12 protein-coding genes are annotated in these 18,836 nt (G+C 62.3%); 7 read left to right on the forward strand and 5 right to left on the reverse strand.

Annotated features, from left to right (window positions below):
- Positions 1-6,782, reverse strand: a 6,782-nt coding sequence (locus tag IAE77_RS28385) for a putative Ig domain-containing protein (protein WP_294234434.1), incomplete at its 3' end; no start/stop codon positions are given.
- Positions 6,783-7,012: 230 nt separating this feature from the next.
- A complete protein-coding gene (locus IAE77_RS28395; protein ID WP_294234437.1) occupies positions 7,013-7,510 on the reverse strand; it encodes a hypothetical protein in 498 nt (165 codons plus the stop codon).
- Between the two features lie 553 nt (positions 7,511-8,063).
- On the opposite strand from IAE77_RS28395, the gene IAE77_RS28400 reads away from it, so the two are divergent.
- Both IAE77_RS28400 and IAE77_RS28405 read left to right on the forward strand, forming a co-directional pair.
- Positions 8,064-8,330 carry a hypothetical protein gene (locus IAE77_RS28400; RefSeq protein ID WP_294234441.1) on the forward strand — a complete coding sequence of 89 codons (267 nt, stop codon included), beginning with the start codon at positions 8,064-8,066 and terminating at the stop codon, positions 8,328-8,330.
- 59 nt (positions 8,331-8,389) lie between these two features.
- Complete coding sequence (locus IAE77_RS28405) at positions 8,390-9,238, forward strand: hypothetical protein (protein ID WP_294234442.1); 849 nt, start codon at positions 8,390-8,392, stop codon at positions 9,236-9,238.
- Between the two features lie 14 nt (positions 9,239-9,252).
- On the opposite strand, the gene IAE77_RS28410 is transcribed toward IAE77_RS28405, so the two are convergent.
- Entirely contained in the window at positions 9,253-11,778 is a 2,526-nt protein-coding gene (locus tag IAE77_RS28410; protein WP_294234445.1) for an ankyrin repeat domain-containing protein, read from the reverse strand.
- Positions 11,779-11,995: 217 nt separating this feature from the next.
- Here IAE77_RS28410 and IAE77_RS28415 point away from each other — a divergent pair, with 217 nt between their 5' ends.
- The gene (locus IAE77_RS28415; RefSeq protein WP_294234448.1) at positions 11,996-15,292 is read left to right on the forward strand and encodes a PSD1 and planctomycete cytochrome C domain-containing protein; all 3,297 of its coding nucleotides are present in this window, start codon (positions 11,996-11,998) and stop codon (positions 15,290-15,292) included.
- Positions 15,293-15,325: 33 nt separating this feature from the next.
- On the opposite strand, the gene IAE77_RS28420 is transcribed toward IAE77_RS28415, so the two are convergent.
- Together IAE77_RS28420 and IAE77_RS28425 are read right to left on the reverse strand one after the other, a co-directional pair.
- Entirely contained in the window at positions 15,326-15,727 is a 402-nt protein-coding gene (locus IAE77_RS28420) for a PIN domain-containing protein (protein WP_294234452.1), read from the reverse strand.
- A complete protein-coding gene (locus IAE77_RS28425; RefSeq protein ID WP_294234455.1) occupies positions 15,715-15,990 on the reverse strand; it encodes a hypothetical protein in 276 nt (91 codons plus the stop codon). Before IAE77_RS28425 ends, IAE77_RS28420 begins: the two co-directional genes overlap by 13 nt.
- Positions 15,991-16,133: 143 nt before the next feature.
- Between IAE77_RS28425 and IAE77_RS28430 the strand changes: the two genes are divergently transcribed.
- From IAE77_RS28430 to IAE77_RS28445, 4 genes are read left to right on the forward strand one after another with little or no spacing between them, the layout of a single operon-like run.
- Positions 16,134-16,415: a hypothetical protein gene (locus tag IAE77_RS28430; RefSeq protein ID WP_294234457.1), complete on the forward strand. Its 282-nt coding sequence runs from the start codon at positions 16,134-16,136 to the stop codon at positions 16,413-16,415.
- A 23-nt stretch (positions 16,416-16,438) separates the two neighbouring features.
- Positions 16,439-17,002, forward strand: coding sequence for a hypothetical protein (locus IAE77_RS28435; protein ID WP_294234460.1), 564 nt, complete (start codon positions 16,439-16,441; stop codon positions 17,000-17,002).
- On the forward strand, positions 16,999-17,997 hold the full coding sequence (locus IAE77_RS28440; protein WP_294234463.1) for a hypothetical protein: 999 nt from the start codon (positions 16,999-17,001) through the stop codon (positions 17,995-17,997). Before IAE77_RS28435 ends, IAE77_RS28440 begins: the two co-directional genes overlap by 4 nt.
- Entirely contained in the window at positions 17,994-18,767 is a 774-nt protein-coding gene (locus tag IAE77_RS28445; protein WP_294234470.1) for a sterol desaturase family protein, read from the forward strand. The genes IAE77_RS28440 and IAE77_RS28445 overlap by 4 nt, the downstream gene beginning before the upstream one ends.
- Positions 18,768-18,836: the final 69 nt, after the last annotated feature.

Genomic DNA, 18,836 nt, shown 5'->3' on the forward strand with positions numbered 1-18,836 from the left:
GGGTCTTCGTCCTTCGAGTTCGCCCGCTGCTTGTCCTGGTTGGTGCCTGTCTCCTTCGTGCGCTTGCCGTAGGCCTCGTAGCTGGCGGTCCAGGTCAGCGTGGCGGATTGGTCCGCCTGCGCGACGATGTCGCCGCGTCCGTTGCTCAGGGAGTACTTGATGCTCGATGCTTGATTCTGGAGGCTGGATGACCGGATCGAATACAGCATGCCGCCCACGCCGCCGCCCATGTCGGGGCCGCGGGTGTATTCCACGCTGGGGGTGTTGGCCATGGCGGGCACACTGCCTGCCACCTCCCATTCCGCGAGGCTCAGACCGCCCGCGAACAGGATGGCCGTGGCCAGCGAGGCCAGGGTGCCGCCCCTCGTGGTGCTGATGCGACGCGTGCGGTAGTCATACTTGTAGGCGTGCTGGCTGCCGTCGGGCATGGTGACGCTGTTGAGGCGGTCCTGCGAGTCCCAGGCATACAGCGTAGAGCTGAGGGCGGAGGGCGTAGAGTCCGGAAGGTACTCCTGAACCGTCTGGGCGATGCGGTTGCCGGCGGCGTCGTAGGTCAGCTCAGCGCTCTTCACCGGACTGCCATTGAGGCTTTTCGCCCAGCTCGTGAGCTGGTTGGCGCTGTTGTACACGTAGCTCCACAGGCCCGGCTCGCTGCCGCCGGTGACCTCCTTGCTCGTGCGGTTGTTGGCGTCGTCGTAGCCATACGACGTCGTCGTGACCCCGGTGCCCGGGTCGTCGATCGTCTCCTGCGTCAGGCGGTTGTTCGCGTCGTAGGCCATGCTGGTGGTGCGCACTCCGGGGCGGGTCGGTTCGCCGGGCCATGTCTCGCTCTGACTCGTCACATTGCCAAGCAGATCGTGCGTCCACTCAAACCGCGCCAGCACCTCCGTGGCGCTCATCGCCCCGCTGCGGAACAAGGTGCGTTGCTTCAACCGGCCCAGCGCGTCGTAGGTGTTGCGGCTGGTATGCCCGTTGCCCGCCGTCAAAACCACGGCCCGTCCGCCCAGGTCATAACCGTAGCTGGTGGTGCGCCCGCCTTCGCCGAGGGTCAGGGGGCGGTTGAGCGCGTCATAGGTCGTCGTCACCACACGCCCGGTGCCGTAGCTGGCCTGGGTGCGGTTCCCCACGATGTCATAGCTGTAGCTGTGCGTGAGGCCGCGCGAGGTTTCGGTCAGCACCCGGCCCAGCGCGTCGTAGGTGTAACCCACGTTGGCGGCGGGGTTGGCAGGCTCGGTGACACCGAGCAGGCGGCCTGCCACATCGTAGCTGTGGTTGCGCACCAGGCCCGGCGCGCTGGTGGCCGTCACCCGGTCACGGCTGTCGTAGGTGTAAGTCGTGGTGATCCCGCGCGGGGAGGTCTGGCTGAGCTTCTGCACCGCGTTGTAGGCGTGGGTCCATTCGTCGCCATTGGCAAAGGTCTGGCGGGTGAGGCGGTTGAGCCCGTCATACTCAAAGGTCGTCTCCTGGTTGAGCCCGTCCTTCACGCTGGTGCGGTTGCCTGCGGCATCGTAAGCGAAGGTGTTGGTGATGCCCTCCGCATCCACCGTCGTGACCAAACGGCCGTGCGTGTCGTAGGTGTTCGTCACCGTCTGGTCGAGCGGATTGGTCACACTCAAGGCGAGGCCGCCGGGATCGAACTTCGTGAGGGTGGTCGGCCGCGCGGAACTTGAAACTTGGGACGTGGAACTTGAAACCTCCACCTCCGGCGCTTCGACCTTCCAGTTCCGCCCCGCGCGGTCGTAGTGCTTCGTCGTCACATTCCCCTGTGGATCGGTCACGGTGAGCACCTGGCCGAGGTCGTCGTAGGTCGTGCGCGTCTCCGGGCGCACGCTGGCCTCGGCCAGCGCGTCCCACACGGCAGGTGCGCGCACCCGGATGGCGCGGTTGCGCTCGTCGTATTCCGTCTGCGTCACCCGGCCCAGCGGGTCGGTCACGCGGATGACGTTGCCCGCCAGGTCATGGCGGGTCTGCGTGATGGCGCTCACGCCATTGACCGCCGGTGCGATGGCCCGGATGGCGCGTCCGGCCGCGTCGAATTCCGTCCGGGAGACGTTGCCCGCCTCGTCCGTGACCTTCCACGGCGTGCCATGGTGGGTGTGCTCCGCGAAGGTCTCGCTGCCATCGGGATGGGTCACATGATGGATCTGGCCGAACACGTCATACTCCGTCCACGTGTGGCGCCCCAGCGGGTCGGTGACCTGGGTCGGCCGCCCCGCCGCGTCGTAGGCGGTCTGGGTGGTGGCGGAGACACCGCTGGCGCTGACGGTCTTCACCGTGGTGCGGTATTTCTTGTCGTAGGTCAGAGTGGTGACCACGCCGCGCGGATCGGTGATCCGCGTCGGCTTGAAGCCGCTGGAGTCAAACACACTGCCGCCGCTGTTCGCCCCGTACTCCATCTGGGTGACAAATCCGCCATCGTTGGTGGAAACCAGCCTGCCAGCGGTGTCGTAGGTGTGGGAGGTCACCTTGCCCCGCGCATCCGTCACGCTGGCCACCTGACCGCGCGCATTGTAGGTGGTGGTGGTGACGATGTCGCCGTTGTATTGAATGCCCGCCGTTCCGGAGCCGCTGTTCGCCGTTGTGTAAGTCGCATCCGCGGTCCCGTTGCCGTTGAGATCGACCGTGGTCCTCACCCGGCGGTTCAGCAGGTCATACGCGTGGAAGGTGCTCACCCCGTTCTCATTGGTCTCACAGATCAGGTTCCCGTGGGCATCATAAACCAGGTCCTTGTGCGTGTTGTCCGGATGCGTCACCCGGACCAGGCGGTGATGGGCGTCGTAGCTGAAATGAGTCGTCTGCCCCAGGGCGTCGGTGCTGCTGGTCTTGCCGCCTGCGGCATTGCTCACCGTGGTGGTCGTCGCGGCTCCGGCCTCCGTCTGCACCGTCGTGGTCACCGTGCGCCAGCCGTCCGGGCCAGTGCCCAGGGAGTAGGTCGTGACCGTGGGCGGGGCGGTGTCCTCCGCATCGCCATCCACGGTGGAACCCGTGACGAACCCGGTGAACACGGGGTGCGTGTGCTCGTAGGTGGCATGCCGCACGACCTGGCCGCCGGCGTCGGAGACCGTCTCCGCCAGCTTCCGGCCGGTGTGGGGCTCGATGTCATACGCCGTCGTCACACCAGTCTCGTCCGTCATGGAGGACATCACCCGTGTGGTCGGCTCATAGGTGAAGGATTTGAAGTGGCCGAGCGCGTCCGTTTCCCGGACGGGGTCGTCGAAGATCCCGTCGTAGAGGAAGGAGGTGGTGTTCCCGCTCACATCGGTGGCGGAGGCCAGCGCCATGCCGGGAAGCGGATTGAAGGTGTAGGTTTCCGTCCCCGCCGTGGAGGTGATCGCCATGCGGGTGAAGCTCAACGTCGTGTCGGGATAGTAGGCATTGGAGCTGGGAGTGAACGAAACGTGCGGCAGGTCAAAGTGATAGCTGGTGGTGCCTGCCGGGCTGGTGACCACCGTGTGGGAGAACGGCGCCTCCTGCATCACCTTCCGGATGACAGCGTCCCGGACGACCGTGAAACCGGTGACCTGGCCGTTGGGCAGCGTGATGCTCGTGACGAGGCGGGGCATGCCTCCGCGGGTGTGAATCTGCTCCACCCCCTGGATGATCTGGACGACCTTCACCAGGTGGTTGTCCGCGTAGGTGATGTGGTATTCACGTCCCAACTCGTCCGTGATGCGGTTCACCGTCCCGTGCCACTGGTAGCGCCCGCCCTCAAACTCCTCCTGCGCCACGCTGTAGCCATATTGAACCGTCGTGTTTGCCGCGGCACTGGCCCCGAGCCGTGTCACGGCCGAAAGAACGGGGACTGTGTCGGCGGGCTCCGTCTCCATCTCCTGCATGGTGTAAGAATAGCGGGTGCTCTCCCCGGCAGGCCCCCGCACCTCCGTGATGCGGTTGTTGGCATAATTCTGGAACACGTTCAACTCACGGCCAGGACGCGCCGGATCGTGAATACGGGCCGGGATGAGCTCCTGCTGCCCTGGATACTCATAAACCAGCCGGTTGTTCAAACGGTCGGTGACCTGCACCAGGCGGAAGTAGGAGATGCCGCTCCTCGTGACGCAATACTCATAGCGACACACCGTTCCGAAGGATTTTCTGAGGGTGAACGTCCCGTCCCATTTTGGATCCGTGCCCAGGTAAGTGAGTTTGTTCCACCGGGACTTCACATCCCCGGTGGCCCCTTGAGCCGGCTGCCAGGAGATACCTCCCAGGACTTCTTTCGCCAGGAAGGTGTGCGTGCTCCCCTGTTCATCGACCACAGTGGCACCTTGGCCGCTTATTTGCACGGTGGAGCAGAGATTTGTGGTCCAACCGGCACCAAAGGGCCGGTCTGTGCGCTTTTGGAAATAGGAAGCGATGGTCGAAGATCCACCGGCTGAGGCGGACCAGACGTCATCGGTCACATCACGGCGCACCTGGAGAGGGAGCAGCGAACTTTCGACACTGGCATAGATGTCTGAAACGCTGTGTCGAAACTCGGTGGAGTACGCGTCCACATAAGTCTCCTCCGGCAACTCACCGCTTTCGTCCTTCACCTGTGGCTTGGAGTCCGCCAGCGGCATCCCGTTGAGCCCGATTTTCCGATATCGGGAACCTGTGCCGTCGGAAGGATTGACCGTGTGGATTTCATCCGGCTCGGTGGTGGGCTGGCCCGGTCCGCTGACGGGCAGCAGGTTCTCGTCGGGCTTGTAATTGACGGGGGGATCGCCTGCGCCCCCCACCCGCACCTGGATGGAAAGGGGGGATGATCTGACCGTGACCCCTTCATCGTCTTCCAACACGACGTAGCCGTTGACCTCGACCAGCTCCGATCCTGGCGCATTGCTGTCATTCCACGTCACTGCCGTGAAACTCCCCGTCATGGGCCAAACAGAAACCGAGGCCCGGACCACGTCGCCCTCCTGATGAAACTGCCACTTGTAGTTGCCCGCCCCCCCGAAGGCGATGTAACCATCCGGAACGCTGCCTTCAATTCGCAGCGCTGCCGGGCGCGGCGGACGGACCTCCAGCACCAGGTTAGCGCTGGCGGAAGCCGGCGTGATGGCGGAATCCATCACGGTGACGGAGAGTGTGTAGGTGCCAGGCTCTTGAGGCAAAATCCCGGTGATGCGACCGTCTGACTCCACCGTCAATCCGGCCCCCCCCCCGGAGAACTGATAAGGCTCCGCGCCGTAGCTCGCACCGACACTTGCCCCATAGGCCTCCCCCGCAGTCCCCTCCGGCAGGGTGGCGGCACCGATGGTCAGCGGTGGTGGTGGCGGAGGAGGCGTCAGAATCATCTGAAACTGCTTTTCAGCCGTCAGCCCTGAAGCATCCATGACCTCGACCGTGAAGGTATGAACTCCGCTTCCGGGGATCAGCGCCGTGTCGCCCATGAACGTGACGACTCCGGTGCTCTGCAGCATGTAACCACCCGGCAGGCCAGAATCCCCCTCTCGTGCCATCAGGCTGAAAACGTACGGGGCCGTTCCATTCCGCGCCGTGATGACAGCGGAATAAGGCACCCCATAGCTGGTGGCAGGCAGCTCGGCGGCCGTGGCAAACTCCAGCTCGGTGATCGTGAAGCTGAAGCTGGCGGTGGCCGTCTGGGTGCCAGTCGCCGTGGATGTGTTGCTATCACTGACTTCCACCGTGATCGTGTAAGTTCCGGCAGCCATCGGAGTGCCGCTCAGCGTGGCAGTGGCAGGATCCCAGGTCAGTCCTTCCGGCGGTATACAACCAGCTGCGATGCTGAAGGTGTAGGGAGCTGTTCCTCCACCCGCAGAAACAGTGGCTGTGTAGGCCCCGCCCACCGTTCCATCCGGGAAGTCTCCCGACAGGGTCAACGAGGGGGGAGGAGGGTCGCTCATCCCCTCGGTCACCATCATCGAAATGTCACCAAAACCAAAAAATCCGGCTGAGTCGGTGACCATCACTGTGAACTGCGCGGGTCCGGCAATGGTTGGAGTGCCGTTGATCTCCCCGGTGTTCGGATCAAGGGAGAGCCCCGGCGGCAGCCACCCATTGGTGATCGTGAAGCCGTACGGTGCCGTGCCTTCCGTCGCCTGAAGCCATGCTGAGTAGGCGGTGCTGGTCTCGCCACTGGGCAGGCTGGTGGTGACCAGCCGAGGTGCCGGATCATCGTGCACTCGCGGATGCCGCCCCTGGTCGTATTCCTGCCAGTTCACCAGGGTGTCTCCATCTTCGTTGCGTTCCCGGTCGCCACCATCCCGCAGATCCAGTTGATGGCGGTATTCCCAGACATCCGGCATGCCGTCACCGTCATAGTCACCGCTGGCAATGCGTGAGGGCAGGACGACACCCGCGTTCCCGCCGTGGTAATCGGCTGCAAAGGCCATCAACCCGTCAGCCACTCCATCAAGGTCGGCGTCCTCCTGATACCCCCATGATGATGGTCTGGTTGTGCTGAACTGCAGCAAGCCAAACGACCCCGGCGGCATGCTTCCCGGAACCATCATCCAGCGCCACGCCCACTCCAGGGTGTCATGAATCACCGGAGACCGTGAGCAGGCCTGGCCGGGATTGAGCCCCAGGGCGATCTCCTCAAAGTTCATCAATCCGTCGCCGTCGTAATCCTGGACGGCATCATCAAGACCGCTGCTGAACATGCCTGGATAGGCTGCGTTCCAGGCGTCCTCCAGCACATCCAGGATGCGATCCTGGTCCAGATCATACTGGCTGGCGTGCGCGGTGAAACTCCAGCCGAATTCATAGGCCTGACGGTTGGTGTAGCCGTCACCGTCAAAGTCGGCCCGCGCGTCATCGACGGTGTTGGAGCCCATGCTGTAGCCTTGCTCCACATACCACTGTTCGATGGAGTCGGGGATGCCATCGCTGTCTGAATCGGTTTGATCGACGGTGTAAAAGTCGCTGTAGATCTGATTCGGGAGGGTCTTCTGCTGGAGCGGGTTGGTGTGGTATCTGAAAAGCTCCTCCGAGTCCGTCAGACCATCCCCATCGGTGTCGGGCGAGTCCGGATTGGTGCCATGCTGGGTGTTCTCGTCGTAGTTGCTCAGGCCGTCGCTGTCGCTGTCAGTGCCATTGGTGGGGTCATCGGGATAGGCGTCCGCCTGATCGGGGATGGTGTCATTGTCCCGGTCACTCCAGGATCCCAGGTATTCGACACCATTGTAGTTGAAGTGGGATTCACCGTTCCACCCGTCCCACGGCCAGAAGTCCAGCGCATCCGGGATGCCGTCGGAATCATTATCGTTCCACGAGCCGGAGTACTCGATCCCGTTGTACCAAAAGCTGCCGGAGGGGAAGGGATCTGATCAGAGCCGAACATCACCTCCACCTCATTGATGAGGGTGTCACCGTCCGAATCTGCACCCCACCAGGAGGCTCCCTCCTCAGGATTGCCGACTTCTTCCTTCACGCCGTCGTTGTTGCTGTCCGTCCAGTAGGACAAGGCCCCCGGAAACGGATTCATCACCCAAAAAGTGAAAACGATCAGTTGCACGGCATGCACCCAGCGGGCGCGGCGAAGATGCGGTAGAATTGAGTGCATGACGGGAGGGTAAATAGGTATTTAGCGAGATATTTTCCGCGAATGCTGAGCTTCTACCTAATACCTGGATCAAATGTCGATAAACTTTTTCGTCAGTCTGACAGAATGCCTACCTAAGTCGATGGGGTCGATTCATGACATCTGAGGTAAAAAAACAGGCAGTGGACTCCCTTTTGGTCATGAGCTGTGAGCTCTCGAAAAGGTTTCAGAAGCTGGCTTTTTCGCGCCGTGGATGATGCCTCACGTCACCAGGAGAAATGGATAACAGAGAGTAAACCACTGACCACGCACGCGCGCGCGCGCCTAGCGTTTGAGACCTGCATCGCCGTGCTAATGAGACCTGGGCTCTGTAGTGGAACGACTGCCTCTTTCACCCATCCTCCCGCCATGCCGCAACCGCTCACTTGGGACATGCAGTCCGGTGGGTCCCAGATCAATTGGGATTCACCATCGTCCCTCACGTGGGATGGCGTGGCACCTCACACTCCACCCTCCAACACCATGCCCGACGACAACCGCATCTCCGCATGCGGTGGTGGATGCGGTAAACACCTTGCCCGCCGGTGATCCAGCGGCCGTGGGCGTGACCTTCGACGGCAGCCACGTGCGCTTCACCTTCGACTTGCCCACCGGTTTTCCCGGTCCGCAAGGCGATCCCGGCCCGACCGGCGAAGTCACGGCGGCAGACCTGGCGAATGAGATCAGCGGCACCAGTCCGAACACGAACAACCTGAGCACCCTGGACAGTGCCTTCGCTGATCCTGACATGGAGGCCTTACGCCAGAAGATCAACGAGCTGATCCTGAATGGACGGCGGTAGCGAGTGTGAGGGATGTGAACTGTCTGGTTGCAGAAGATGGATGAGCGGTAAGGTCGAGCATGCGCATCGCGATGTGTCTCGTCCTGAGTCTGGCGGCCCTGACGTCGCTATGGGCGCACAGTGATCCGAGGGGTGACACTCATCCCACGGTGGTCGTGCAGGACGGGACTTTCGTGATCTGCTTCGGCAACAACGATGCTTTCGACATGGAGCAGCGCCCAATGTGGAAGATGAGCTTCACCACCGACGGCCAAGTGATCCTGCCACGGCATCGCCTTTCAGCAGAACAACTCGAGGAATGGCAGCGTCGTCTGAAGGGAGAAGCCTCGTGGGATGTGACCACGGTCAAGATCGAAGGGCAGGGGAAGCGCGCGATCTTGCGGGAAATTGTGAATGGCCGGAAGCAATCCTATCCGCTGCCCTTGGCATCGGGCGCCCTGTTTGCGGAAACGACAGGCAAGGCGGGAGATGAGGTGGGCTTTGCCTGGTCAGAACCTCGAATGACCGTGGAGGAGGACGCCATCCTCAAGTTCTCATGCGTGTCCCTGAAGACGTTCTTCCCGGGCATCACCGTGGAACTCGGCCCGGTGGCGACGATTTACGACTTTCCGCGGGTTTCGAACCCTGTGTGGGCCGCAGCCAGGTGGTGGGTCGCCTGGGTGCGTCCCAAGCCTGGTGACAAGGCCAAGGAATGGTCGGAGATCACCTGGCAGACGGTCATCACGAGCATCGACCCCGTCACCGGACAACTCGTGCATGAGGTCCGGCCTGAGTTGAGCCATTGGAACACCAGCCTCTCGCTGAAAACCGCCGGGGGCTGGATGTGCGCCGCGTGGCACGCGTCCATCGATGGCACGTATCCCGGGCATGCCCGGATCGTGACGGCCTTCAAGAAACTGCCCGAGTAGGTGCTTTGGCTTCGTCACCAGACAGGCTGTCCAGCCTCATGAGCGAGTTCCTCCGGCGTCTGCCCTGAATCGTCCCTGGCCTTCTGGCTGGCTCCATGCTGGATCAGCAGCCGTGCGATCTCGACATGCCCACGCACTGCGGCTTCATGCAGCGCGGTGCGGCGGTCGTTGTCCACGGCCTCCAGCGCGGCGTGATGATCCAGCATGAGTTTGACCAGTTTCACGCTGCCGCTGGCGACGGCGGCGGCCAAAGCCTGCCGTGAACGGCCATCGCAACCCTGCGGAACCGCCCCGCGGCCGAGCAGGTAGCGAACCACCGGCTCGTGACCCTTCTGCAAGGCGAGGCACAGGGCCGTGAACCGGATTTTCTCGTCCTCCGGGGTGCTGACATAACCCCAGTTCCCATGGTGCGCGCGCAGGCCGGCATTCACATCGGCTCCCGCTTGCTCCACGAGGAGGCGCACAGCAGGCAAGTTGCCTGTGCTGCTGGCATAGTGAAGCGCCTCCAGGATGTTTTCGCTCCACTGCGGCTCTTTGACCGGAATGCTTTTCAGCAGCAGGCCGAGCATCTTCGTGTCCGCAGGCTGCGCGGCCAGTTTCAGCACGCTCTGGCGCCTTTGATGGTTGCTGAAAGGATCTTCCGATTCGGCGAGAGTCGGAGTCGGGATCTTTCCTTGGTTCAGGAGGGATTCGAGGAAGGCCGGGTCGTTTTCACGGATCACATCCTCGATGGCAAAAGACACCTCGCCTGGGTCGATCTGCCCTCCGAGGCCCACCATCACCTTCAAGGCATTGAGGCAACGATCATGCTCGACTGTCCACAGCGCATGGAGCTGCGTGATCTGGGCCCGGCGGCTGTCATCATCGAGATTCCTTCCGAGTTCGAGCGCTGTCTCGATCTGGCCGCTCTGGGCGGCCACGGAGATGGGCGTCAGCGAGTCATCCGCAGGCGTCATGGGTGAAGCGCCGTGCTTCATCAACAGCCGCAGGATCTCGCCGCGGCCGAGCGCCGCGGCCAGATGAACCGGCTGAAGGCCTCCCCGCGTGCGATGGAGCGCCTGGGCGTCGGTGGAGAGGATGCGTGCGACATCGTCGGCCTGATTCGCGGCGATCGCGGCAAAGAGATCGTCCTTCGGAGCTGGAGGCCGTTTCAAAACCGACGAATCGGCGGTGCCGGCATCGGGATCGTGACGGGAGACGGGCCGCCGGGCCCAATCGTCGGCGGTGAGGCCCGCGTGGTCTTTTTTGGCCGGATCGGCACCGGCATTCTTCAGCCAGCTCCTCAGGTCGGCGTTTCCGATTTGTGCGGCGTGCATCAAAGGAGTGCGGCCACGCGCGTCGGTGGCGTTCAAGTCGGCGCCGGCCTTGTGCAGCACGTCTGCCAGACGTTTGCTGCCGATGAACACCGGCCATGACATCAGTGGAAAGCCTTCCACCTGGATGTTCTGCACGTTTTTGAGTTGAGGCAGCAGTTTCGTCAGGATGGGCACGACGACTTTCTCCTCCCCGGTGCCTGCGAGTGATTGCCGCGCCAGCGCATCGAGGACAGCCGATGGAGAAGCCGGCGTCGCACCGCGATCAAGCAACTTGGCAACGTTTTCCCAAGCTGCGGCGGCCACGGCGTGATCGATTGCCTGGCGATTTTTCCCGTCACGGGCTTCGATCCGGGCTCCGAGCTCGATCAACGCCCCCAGCATCCCGCTACCGAAATCGTGATCCAGGACGGTGGCCTGGAACATCAAGGGCGTGATGCCTTCGTTGTCCGCGACATTGAGGTCGCAATCGTGGTCGATCAGCCACGAAATGCTGTCGGTGACCGCGTAGTTCAAAGCTTCGAAGATGGGGGTGCGGTCGGCGTTGTCACGCGCGTTGACCGCGATGCCCAGATCGGTCAGGCGCTGCAAAAGGTTCTTTTCCCCGCTGACGACGGCGTGGTGCAGGAGCGTGCGGCCATCTTCATCCCTCCAGGTGGGATCAAATCCGGCTTTGAGGAGTGCTTCGAAGACATCCGCCTTCCCGCTGCGAACCGCCCTGACGAGGCAGGCGGGAGTGGGAATGCCGCCGGCGAGCACCAGTTTATCGAAGTAGCGTATGTCAGTGCCCGCCGCCGTCACAAGGGCGGCGCCGTCGTCGGTATTGACGTCCGCACCCAGTTCGATCAGCAAATCGATCATGAGCAGCGTCTCCGCTGGATCGGTCGAGTTGTTGAATGGATCGCTTCGGCTTGGACTGACGCCTTCTGCTGCTGTTTCGAGGGCGCTGCCGCCCGGTTTGTTCAGCGCTGCGCCCGCCTTCACCAGCAGCCTCACGATGTCCCGTCTCCCATGTTCGACAGCCAGGAGCAGGGGTGTCCTGCGGTAGTAGGTCTTTGAAGTGAAATCGGGCTGCACGCCGCTCTTCAAAAGATCGCTCACTTTGGCGGCATCCCCTGTCACGCAGGCCTCGCAGAACTCCTGCTTCCGCCAGTACTCGGTCAATTCTTCCGCCTGCACCGCCAGAAGGCCGAATGCAGCGGCAAGGATGACCAGGAGATGCCTCATGACCGCATCGTAGTCATGGCCGGGGCTCCTTGTGAAGCAGTTTTCCGCCGTGAGGTGCCACCTTTGGCCTGACCCTGATCCGGCGTCGCCGCTGTGACCGATTTTTGCCTTTTTGCGCACGGGTTTGTCCCGGGCGTTCGGGGTGCAAGGTGGCACGGGGGCTGCGCGTTTGGTTTTTGCGGCCGATGAGGTAACTTCACCCGTGCCGAACCCCCACATGACCCTGCGTTTCCTGTTTCCCTGCCTTGCTCTGGGCGGCTTTGCCGTCGCGATGTCCCGTGCCGCCGCGGCGGACGCGTTTCCGCCGGAGCAGATCGAGTTTTTTGAGAAGAACATCCGCCCGGTGTTGGCGGAGCGCTGCCACGAATGCCACGGCGCGGACAAGCACCAGAACGGCCTGCGCCTGGACTCGCGTGCGGCGGTGCTGCGCGGCAGCGATTACGGGAAAGTGGTGGAGCCGGGCAATCCGAGCGCCAGCAAGCTGATCAAGGCGATCACGCATGCCGCGGGGGTCGAGGCGATGCCGAAGAAGGGCGACAAGCTGTCCGCGCCGCAGATCGCCGCGTTTGAAAAATGGATCAGCCTGGGCCTGCCGTGGCCGGTGGAGAAGGAAGTCGCGTCGCACGGCCCGGCGAAGGCTGATCCGATGCAGCACTGGGCTTACAAGCCGGTGCAGAAGCCGGCTCTGCCTGCGGGTGCCACCGGCAATCCGATCGATGCGCTGGTCGGAGCCAAACTGAAGGCGGCGGGGCTCGATTTCGCCCCGCCGGCCGCGCCGGCCAGCCTGGTGCGGCGTTTCTACGTCACGCTGACTGGTCTGCCGCCGAGTTACGAGCAGCTCCAGGCCGGTCTGCGCGATCCGCAGGCGCTGGTGCCGCAGCTGCTGGCCAGACCCGGCTATGGTGAGAAATGGGGCCGCATGTGGCTGGATGTGGTGCGCTATGCGGACACGAACGGCTATCAGGTCGCGGGCCGCAGCAATTTCTACCCGTATGCGTTCACCTATCGCGACTGGGTGGTGAAGGCGCTGAATGACGACATGCCGTATGACCAGTTCGTGAGCTACCAGCTCGCGGCGGATCGCCTGACGGCCGGCACGCCGAACTCGCCCCATCTGGCGGCGCTGGGCTTTTACAATGTGGGCGAGCGCTTCATCAACGACAAGCTGCTGATCACCGATGACCGCATCGATGTCGTGGGCCGCGGCCTGCTGGGCATCACCATCGGCTGCGCCCGCTGCCATGATCACAAATTCGATCCGATCCCGAGCCGCGACTACTACGCGCTCTACAGCATCTTCAACAGCAGCGAGGAGCCGGACGATCCGCAACTGCCCGTGATCGGCAAGGCGGCGAATGAGAAGGACGCGAAGGACTACGACGCCAAGGTGGCCGAGATCGATGCGAAGACCCTGGACTTCAAACGCAAGGTCCATGCGGAATCGACCGACGCGGCCACGCTGCCGCAATGCCTCGTCTTCGCCCAGGAAGGGCAGGGGATGGATGGCACCGCCTTCCGTGGGCGTGCCGGCCAGCTCAAGCTGCGTGACCGCGTGTGCGAGATGTGGCGTGATTTCCTGAAGAAAAACGCCCTCACCGCCAAACCGCATCCGGTGATGCTGGCGTGGAAGGAATTTGCGGCGCTGCCAGCCGCCCAGTTCGTGCAGAAAGCGCCGGAGGTGAGCAAACGCCTGGTGGATCCGGCCAGCGGCCTGAACGCCGTGCTGCGCAACGAGCTGCCGAAGCGCACGCTGAAGAGCCTCAGCGATGTCGCGACGCTCTACCGCGACACGTTTGTCGCCACGCTGTCCGGCAAGGAGGCCGACAACGGGGACTGGCGGCAGATTCGCGAGCTGTTGCAAAACGGCGCGACGCCTTACTCCATCACACCGGAGAAGGCGGAGACGTTTTTCACCCGCAAGGACCGCGAGACGGTGGTGCGCATCGAAAACGAGCGCACGAAGCTGGACAGCACGCATCCCGGCGCCCCGCCGCGTGCCATGGTGCTGCTGGACAAGCCGAAGCCGCAGGACGTGCGAGTGTTCATGCGCGGCAATCCGGCGCGTCAGGGCGATCCGGCGCCACGTGCGTGGCTCACGATGTTCGGCGGCGAAAAATTCACCGATGGCAGCGGCCGTCTGGAGCTGGCGAAGCATGTCGCCAGCAAGGACAACCCGCTCACCGCCCGGGTGATCGTGAATCGCGTGTGGATGCAGCATTTCGGCAAGCCGCTCGTCTCGCAGCCGAGCGATTTCGGCGTGCAGACGCCGAAGCCGGTGCAGGCGGACGTGCTGGATTATCTCGCATCCTATTTGATGGAGAACGGCTGGAGCCTGAAGAAGCTGCACACGCTGATCCTGACCAGCCGCACCTACCAGCAGAGCAGCCACGCGACGGCGGACAAGACGACGAAGGATGCCGACAATGAGCTGCTGAGCCGTTTCAACCGCCAGCGCCTCGATTACGAGACGATGCGTGATGCGCTGCTCGCCGCCAGTGGCGAACTCGACATGAACAAGCACGGCGGACGTGCGGTGGAGCTGAATGCGAAGGAGGCGGACACTTTTCGCACGCTTTACCTGAAGGTGGACCGCTACGACCAGGCCACCGTGCCCGCGATGTTCGACTTTGCGAATCCGGAGGGCCACAGCCCGCAGCGATTCAACACCACGGTGCCGCAGCAGGCGCTGTTCCTGATGAACAGCCCCTTCATGCGCGGCCGGGCGGACGCCATCGCCAAAACGACCACGCTGAATGGCAGCACGCTCGATTCCGAGGCGATTCGCGCGATGTATCGCCGCATCATCAATCGTGATCCGCGGCCGGATGAAGTCGAGCTGGCCCAACGTTTCGCCGCCGATGCCACGGCCTTGAATGCCGAGAAGCCCTTCCGCTGGAGCTACGGCACGCTGACCCTGAGGCCCGGAGCCGATGGCAAGCCTGCGTTCAGCGATTTCCAGCCATTCGCCCATCTGACTGAACGTGCCGGCGGCGGGCAGAAGCTCTGGAGTCCCGAAGCGAAGATCCCCAGCGCTGATCCCAAATGGGGCCACGCCTTCTGGGCCAACTACGGCGGTCATGCGGCCCCGAAAGACCTCGCCGTCACCGCCCGCTGGCATGTGCCCACCGATTTGAAGGTGACCATCGACGCCACCCTCAGCCGCAAGACCGACCGAGGCGATGGTGTCCGCGCCTGGATTCACAACAGCCGCACTGGAGTGCTGAGCGAGTATTTGGTGACGCCGCAGAACAAGCAGCTGCCCACGCACCTCACCACCGAGGTGAAGAAGGGCGACATCCTGAGCTTCATCGTCCACAACGAGAAGAGCACGGACAGCGACAGCTTCGAGTGGCAGCCGCGCATCACCAACGCAAGCGGCGATCTCATCACCGACGCCAAGAACGACTTCTGCGACGCCAGCCGCTGGCCCTTCGGCCGCCAGAAGCCTCAAAGCCCGCTCAGCCAGCTCGCGCAGGTGCTGCTGATGAGCAACGAGTTCATGTTTGTGGATTAAAGTTGCCCTGTTCCTGCGGAACAGGGTGCGGCCTCACCACACCTCGACTTTGAGGCCGGGTACGCGGCGAAACTCCCGCTCATTGCGCGTCGCAAGCTTGAGATCGTGAACAAGGGCCGTCGCGGCAATCCACAGGTCATGAGCCCCGATGACAAGGCCTGACGCTTCGAGCTGTGCCCAGATCAGGGCATGCTTCCGAGCCACCAAATGATCCGCAGGAAGTGAAGGAGCCTCGCGAAGACATTTTTCAACAAAGGCCGCACGTTTGGCGGCTCGTTCGGCGGTGCTGGCGCGATGCACGCCGTGCCACAGCTCACTTTCCGTCACCACGGAAACGAAACAGGATTCGTCGCCCGCCTGCCCGACGAACGCCTCTGGAGCCAAGGCACCGCGCTCGATGGCAATGAAGATGCCGGAATCGATCAGGTATCCCATGGCGAAACAGGGACCTGGTTCATTGCCTTCCGCCCGGCCTCGACATCTGCGGCAAATGCTTCTCGCTCCTCGTCGTCCAGCAAGTCCGCCGAGTTCAGCGTCGCGAGCAGGCTCCTCACCGTGCCACCGTGTGCCGGCACCGGCATCAGGCGAAACATCACCGCCGCGCCTTCTGGCTTCACGAAAACGTTCTCTGTCCCGTCTTCGAGACTCTTCCAAGTCTCGGACGGAAGCCCTGCCAGCTCTCTTGGCGTGATCGTCATGTGCCATAGGTAATCCCGAATCACGGCCCGGCAAGGCTGTGGTGCCAAAGCTGCCCTGTTCCTGCGGAACAGGGCCTTGTTGCACAGCAACAAGGCTACTTTGGGCTCGACTTCGTTGAAGCGGCTCCAGTAGCATGCGGCGCATGAAACTGCTTCGCCTTGCCGCGATCTGCTCCTCGCTCGGCCTGCTCATCGGCTGCGTCTGGTTCACTCAAAAGCAGTCGAACCCGACCATGATGCCGAGTTCCAAGCTGCTGGTTCTGCCGCCGCAGAATCCCCAGACGCCTCCACCAGTCTTCCCCGGCTCCAAAAGCGGCACGCTCATCATGCCTGGCAGCAAGTCCTGGACCGGAGGAACCACGGTCGGCTCGGATGCGTTGCAGGTGCAGACCAGCAAACCGCAGGCATCTGCCCCAAAGCCATGAGTGGGCCGTCAAAACTCGCCCGCGTGAGCGTCGTGCTGTTCTCACTGGCACTGCTGGCGGCTTACGTCTGGCATTCACAGGTCACGTCGAACACAGCGCCGCCGGATCCGCTAGGCCTCCGCGCGGTTGATTCGATTCGACCGTCAAAAGCCAATGAGCTCGCGGGTCCCATCAAAGACAGTTGGGGGGCATCCGGTGAACGACCCGCCAGCGACCTGCGTGTCATCGGCTCCAAAGCCATCAATCAACCCATTTTCTCATTGAGAAAGTCAACCGCTGTCGGCGCGTCGGAAGCTGCCGGCGTGCCGGTGATGTACGTTCGCCCGATGATGGTGGGCAGCAAGAGTGGCCCGGTTCATTTCTTCGGGCTCGGTGCTTGGCGACGACTGCAGTATGGATGGTTTGGAATCAAACTGGACGCGTATTCGGATGCTGAACCGAAGTCTTCACCTCTGACGCCCTTCTCAGACTTCTGGGCGAAGTGGAATTCCGAAACCATCAATCGTGGTCACGATCCTTTTGGTTCCACCGTGAATGCAGCGGATCCTTTTGCGCCACTCTCAAACAAGCCTGCATCTACGCCATGAGTCGATTGACCAAAGTCCCACGCCTTTTGGCTCCGCTGCTCTCGCTCAGCTTGCTGGCAGGTTACGTGGTCTATTCTCATCAGTCGATGAACCCTGCGAAGCACAACGCGGAGAACAGCGGCATTTCCGACGACAGCCTGTCTCGGCTGGTGGTCGATGATGACTTGTTGACGGCGGCTTTCAATCCCACCGACCTTCGTCACCAGATGCAGCCCATGGTGGCCGATCGAGTGATAAAGGATGCGCTGCCACGGGAGGGCTCCGGCACGGCAGCCTTTCCTCCCCTCAACGTCCCCACCGCGTCGGGTTCGCTCTTTGAGCTGGATGGGGAGCTGCTGGAAGCCACGAAGTCCGAAACCTTGAGCCTCTTGTTTCCGCTGCGGCTTTCAAAGGCGTTTCACAGCGTGCCCATGCCCGATGATCGAACCTGGCTTCGTTCGGAGGAGACACCCCCTTCGCAAAAAGGATTGATGGAACAACTGTCTGATCCTGAGGTGATGAGAACCCTGTTGGCAAATGACGGCACAGCGGTGACAAAGAGCAGCAGGTTGGGAAAACTCGATGAACCATGGAAGCAGGACCGCCTTGGCGAACCGCGCTTGCAGACAAGTGTCACGGTGACTGACTACGCCGAGTCGGAGCCTCCGGCACCCGGGTATATCCTCGTTCCGGAACGATCCGTGATGATGGCCAGTTCAAAATCAGGTGCCGTCAGGTTTGTCCTGGAGTTTCCATCTCCCAAGCCATCCATTTTTCCGGTGCCCGTTGTGAAAGACCCGAAGGGGATGGATCCGAAGGTTGTGGAAACCATCCTGCAAGACAACGGAACAGCATTGGCAAAGAGCGGCAAACTGCTGACGCCCGAGAGCATTTGGGACAGACTCCAATGGCATTCGACCCTGATGAGCAGTTCAAAATCGGGACCTGTTTTTCGCCCTCCGCTTTTTGACCTCACGCAGCCGCTTCTGAAGTCAGACATGCCGATCAAGCCATGACCCTTCCCGCCGCCATTCTCTCCACCGGCCTGAGCATCCTTTTCCTCGTGGTGCTGTTCCGGCCGCTGGAGAAGCTGTTTCCAGCGCGTGACGGGCAGAGATTCTTCCGTCCGGCCTTCTGGACCGATTTGTTCTTTCTGCTCGGCCAGTACCTGCTGTGGAGCGGGCTGGTGTTTTGGGCGCTGAATCATTTCCGCGGCTGGTTGGATGGCATCGTGCCGCCAAACTTCCGCGCGGCCGTCGCGGGGCAGTCCTGGTGGCTGCAGGCCATCGAAATGATCGTGCTGAGCGACTTCCTCATCTACTGGGCGCATCGTTTGCAACATGCGGTGCCGTTCCTGTGGCGCTTTCATTCGATCCATCACAGCGCGGAGCATCTCGACTGGCTGGCGGCGCACCGGGAGCATCCGCTCGACACGATTTACACGGTCGGCATCATCAACCTGCCTGCGTTCATCCTCGGCTTCCCGTTGGAGACGCTGGCCGGTTTCCTCGCCTTCCGCGGCCTATGGGCGATCTTCATTCACTCAAACGTGCGTCTGCCCATCGGTCCGCTGCGGATGATCATCGGCGCGCCGGAACTGCATCACTGGCATCACGACAAGGCCCGCGATGCCGGCAACTACGCGAACATCTCGCCTTTGATGGACATCCTTTTCGGCACCTATCGCTGTCCCGATCACGAGCCCGAGTCTTTTGGCATCCACGAGCCGATTTCGAAGCACTACTTTGGCCAGCTCTGGCATCCGTTTCGTCGGAAGATGCGCTAGCCCGCATTTCTCACACTCTCTCGGCAAACGGTCACAGCCTGAAGCTGCACTTCATGTAGCTCGGAATTC

Origin of the sequence: Prosthecobacter sp., assembly GCF_014879935.1 — a bacterium.
Taxonomy (GTDB): Bacteria; Verrucomicrobiota; Verrucomicrobiia; order Verrucomicrobiales; family Verrucomicrobiaceae; genus Prosthecobacter.